5 protein-coding genes are annotated in these 3,243 nt (G+C 58.4%); 1 reads left to right on the top strand and 4 read right to left on the bottom strand.

Annotated elements, in window-relative coordinates; translation table 11 throughout:
• Nucleotides 1-89: 89 nt before the first annotated feature.
• On the top strand, nt 90-500 hold the full coding sequence (locus tag ACOCD2_RS15020; RefSeq protein WP_293649196.1) for a translation initiation factor 2: 411 nt from the start codon (nt 90-92) through the stop codon (nt 498-500).
• Here ACOCD2_RS15020 and ACOCD2_RS15015 read toward each other — a convergent pair.
• From ACOCD2_RS15015 to ACOCD2_RS15000, 4 genes are all read right to left on the bottom strand, one after another.
• A complete protein-coding gene (locus ACOCD2_RS15015; protein ID WP_293649199.1) occupies nt 490-1,461 on the bottom strand; it encodes an NAD-dependent epimerase/dehydratase family protein in 972 nt (323 codons plus the stop codon). The two genes, ACOCD2_RS15020 and ACOCD2_RS15015, sit on opposite strands and share 11 nt — an antisense overlap.
• Nucleotides 1,458-2,357, bottom strand: a complete 900-nt coding sequence (locus tag ACOCD2_RS15010; RefSeq protein WP_293649202.1) for a glycosyltransferase family 2 protein — start codon at nt 2,355-2,357, stop codon at nt 1,458-1,460. Before ACOCD2_RS15010 ends, ACOCD2_RS15015 begins: the two co-directional genes overlap by 4 nt.
• On the bottom strand, nt 2,344-2,619 hold the full coding sequence (locus ACOCD2_RS15005) for a DUF3144 domain-containing protein (RefSeq protein ID WP_293649205.1): 276 nt from the start codon (nt 2,617-2,619) through the stop codon (nt 2,344-2,346). The genes ACOCD2_RS15010 and ACOCD2_RS15005 overlap by 14 nt, the downstream gene beginning before the upstream one ends.
• A 64-nt stretch (nt 2,620-2,683) precedes the next feature.
• The gene (locus tag ACOCD2_RS15000) at nt 2,684-3,139 is read right to left on the bottom strand and encodes an acyltransferase family protein (protein ID WP_293649207.1); all 456 of its coding nucleotides are present in this window, start codon (nt 3,137-3,139) and stop codon (nt 2,684-2,686) included.
• Nucleotides 3,140-3,243 lie beyond the last annotated feature (104 nt).

Raw genomic sequence — 3,243 nt, 5'->3', positions numbered from 1 at the left:
GCTTTGGATGAGAATTTTGCCAGGGTTTGCCCCAAACCCGGCAATCCCCCCGGAAATTCTCTGGTCACTGTGCTGCTGCGCATGGTGGCTTGAATAATTTCTGGGAAACTTCAGATGTCTATTATGTCGCCGTCCTGTATGAAGACCTGAATGGCATCGTGGACAACATGGATTCCATGCACAGAAATATGCAGCAGGTCTCCCTGCGCATGATGCACATCACAGACAACGTAAAGGAATTCGAACACTACATGAAACGCATGGACAATATCGCCAAGAGCACCTGCGTCATGGCGTCCCTGATGCCCAGCATTTCACAAAACATGCAGCAGATGGACACGGATATCGCAGTCATGGACGGCGACATGGACAGGATGTCAATCGGCATGCAGCATGTGGATCAGCGCTTCAAGCACATGACACAGGGCGTGACCATCATGCGCGTGCACGTGAGGGAAATCGCCCGTCCCATGGGCGCCATGAACCCGTTTATGCCCTGAACTGCCGCACTATCTCCGGCAGGGCCTCTTCCAGAGTATGCAGAGGTGAGTAGGCCAGCTCTTCCCCGATCTCCCCGGCATCAAAGAACGCAGAGCGGCTGAGGCTGTTGAGTTTGCCCCGGTTCAGGGGCATGGACCTGCCGGTGATGCTTTCCAGCAGGCTGCCCGCCCCTGCCCCCGCCCGTAGCAGCCACGCCGGAACACGCCACTGGGGAGGCGTTTTGCCCAGCGCCGCGTAGATCAGCTCGTAGATCTGCCGCGAGGAGTAGGTCTGCATATCAGTGACTGTATAGACTTTTCCCGCTGCCATCGGAGACAGCACCGTCAGCAGCAACACCTGCACCACATCATCCACATGCACCAGGGAACGCAGGTCACCAAAATCCGGCAAGGGGGGAAAGCGGCCGGCATCGATGGCAGCCAGCATCTGCGCAATACTGCCCTGACGGGCAAAACCGTATACGGGAGGCAGGCGCAACACCGTGGTTTTCATGTCCTTCGATACTGTCAGCACGAGCTTTTCAGCTGTTTTTTTCGCTTGCGCATAGCTGCTGTCGCTGCCGTCGATGGTTCGGGTGGAACTGGTGAACACCAAAGAGGCAACGCCTGCCTCCCGCGCCTTTTCCAACAGGTTTCGCGTACCGGAAACAGTCACCGCCTGATGCGCGGGACTGTTCTCTGGGTCAGGATCTTCCGGCGACGGCGCATAGCTGGCCAGATGAAACACCAAGCCAACACCTTCCAGCGTCCCGGGCAGGCTTTCAGCACGGGTCAGATCCCCCGTACGGAGTTGCACACCGGATGGAAACCCCGCTTCCTCATCACGGCTCATGGCGTACACCTTGCATCCGGCGGCAGACAGCACTTCCAGCAATCGCCGCCCGATGCGCCCGCTGGCACCGGTGACCAGCACAGGTTCCGGCGGCAGTCGCCGGGCCAGTTTCAGCAGAAGTCCGTTCATGCCCTGCCCGAAATTCTGCCCAGCTGTCGGCGTAGGGTCAGCCACAGAAAGCGGCCATAGATAGCCGGAATCACCAGCAGGGTGATCACCAGGCCATTTTCCCTGGCAAGATACTTGCGGTAATAGCGCACCATCCCCCGGTGCAGGTACCAGAAAACCCGCACGGGCGTGGCCTTGCTGCAGGTACCACGGTAGTGAACCACTTCAACATGGGGAACGAACAGGATCTTCAGGCCCGCATCGAGAAAACGTCTGCACCAGTCAAGGTCCTCGCAGTGCATGAAATAGTCTTCATCCAGGAAACCCACGTCATGCAGTGCCTGCCGCGTCACCAGCATGAAAGCACCGGAAATGGCTTCAACGAACTGAGGCTGATCGGGCAACGGCTGCAGATGCAGATCCACCGCCTTCCTGCTTTTCTGCCGGCCGGCAGCCTTGCGCAGGCCGCTGCCCAGGGTGGGCAGGTTGCGGCGGCAACCCCGCTGTTCCGTACCATCGGGATTGAGAATACGGCAGCCCGCCATCCCCACTTCCGGATAACAGCGCAGGACTTCGAGCATTTTCTCCAGGGTATCGGACTGCAGGATGCAGTCGGGGTTGAGCAGTAACAGGGTTCTGGCACGGGCGGAACGCAATCCCTGATTGGCCGCCACGGCAAACCCCCGGTTGTGCTCATTTTCGAGCAGGGTGATTTGAGGAAACCGGCTTTTCGCCTGTTTCGCACTGCCATCGGACGAGGCATTGTCTATCAGAATGACTTCGACAGGCAGGGTGCTCTCCAGCACCGCAGCCAGACTTCGCAGCAACAGTTCACTGCCATTGAAATTGACGACGACGACGGTACAGCGCAGATCCTGTGAATCGATGGCAGGACTGTCCGTTTCAGTTCTTTCCATCTGGATTGAACTGGGCCTTTTTCAGATCCTGAAGCAGCGTCAGATTGTGTTTGTAGGCCTCTGCAATCTTGCGTATGCCGTCTTCCTTTAGGTAACCCTGATTGCCGGCGGCAAGAAAAGTGGCATAGTTTCCGGAAGCGAGCATGAAGGCGGCATTCACCAGGTCGGTATCGTTGCCCTCGTCCTTGAGCCGGTTCGCCACGGCGACAAACTCATCGATCATGCTCAGTATCTGTTCATCCCTGCTGGGTGTATCCGCCATAAAATCCTACCTTTGTGCAATTTTGAAGTGTTTCGGGAATTATCCCATATACTGCCGGGCAGGGTCAGCGGGAATGACGCAGGCGCAGGAAAGGCCGCTCCACCACCCAGTAGGAAAGCGAGGAAACCAGCAGCACCGGCAGAGCCGCCCAGAGCAGCCCGTTGAGCAGCGGCGCATCCGGCAGCAATACCGGAAGCTTCGCCTGATGCAGCCATTTGACCAGGGGAAAGTGCCACAGATAGAGGCTGTAGCTGATGATCCCGAGATACATGATCACCCGGTTGGCGAGCAGCCTGTCAGTCACACCCAGCCCCAGCGCAGCCGCCAACACCACCAGTGCAATACACAGGCAGAACAGGCTGTGCCAGATGAAGAGCGACCAGTGTCCTCCCCAGTAGGTCAGCCCCTCCACATTGACCGCGCCGATGGGCTGCGTGATATGGATGAACCAGGCCAGCAGCGCCATGCCGGCAGTACCGCCCGCAAGCAACACGGACCGCCAGCGATCGCTGCCAGCCATGGAGAGCGAAGCGAAGGCTGGTAGACCCCAGTAGCCGCGAGGCCGCACTGCTTACCCGTCGTGCGCATAGCGCCAGAGGGGAAGCAAAGTAGGCATCCAAACGC

This window comes from Thiolapillus sp. (assembly GCF_048562965.1).
In the GTDB taxonomy this organism is placed as follows: domain Bacteria; phylum Pseudomonadota; class Gammaproteobacteria; order Chromatiales; family Chromatiaceae; genus Thiolapillus; species Thiolapillus brandeum_A.
Note: the sequence above shows the minus strand (reverse complement) of the source record. Positions and strands in the feature narration are given on the sequence as shown.

Bases quoted from the DNA above. Each gene is read 5' to 3' on its own strand.
- ACOCD2_RS15015 (WP_293649199.1), bottom strand. From the start codon at position 1,461: ATGAACGGACTTCTGCTGAAACTGGCCCGGCGACTGCCGCCGGAACCT.
- ACOCD2_RS15010 (WP_293649202.1), bottom strand. From the start codon at position 2,357: ATGGAAAGAACTGAAACGGACAGTCCTGCCATCGATTCACAGGATCTG.
- ACOCD2_RS15005 (WP_293649205.1), bottom strand. From the start codon at position 2,619: ATGGCGGATACACCCAGCAGGGATGAACAGATACTGAGCATGATCGAT.
- ACOCD2_RS15000 (WP_293649207.1), bottom strand. From the start codon at position 3,139: ATGGCTGGCAGCGATCGCTGGCGGTCCGTGTTGCTTGCGGGCGGTACT.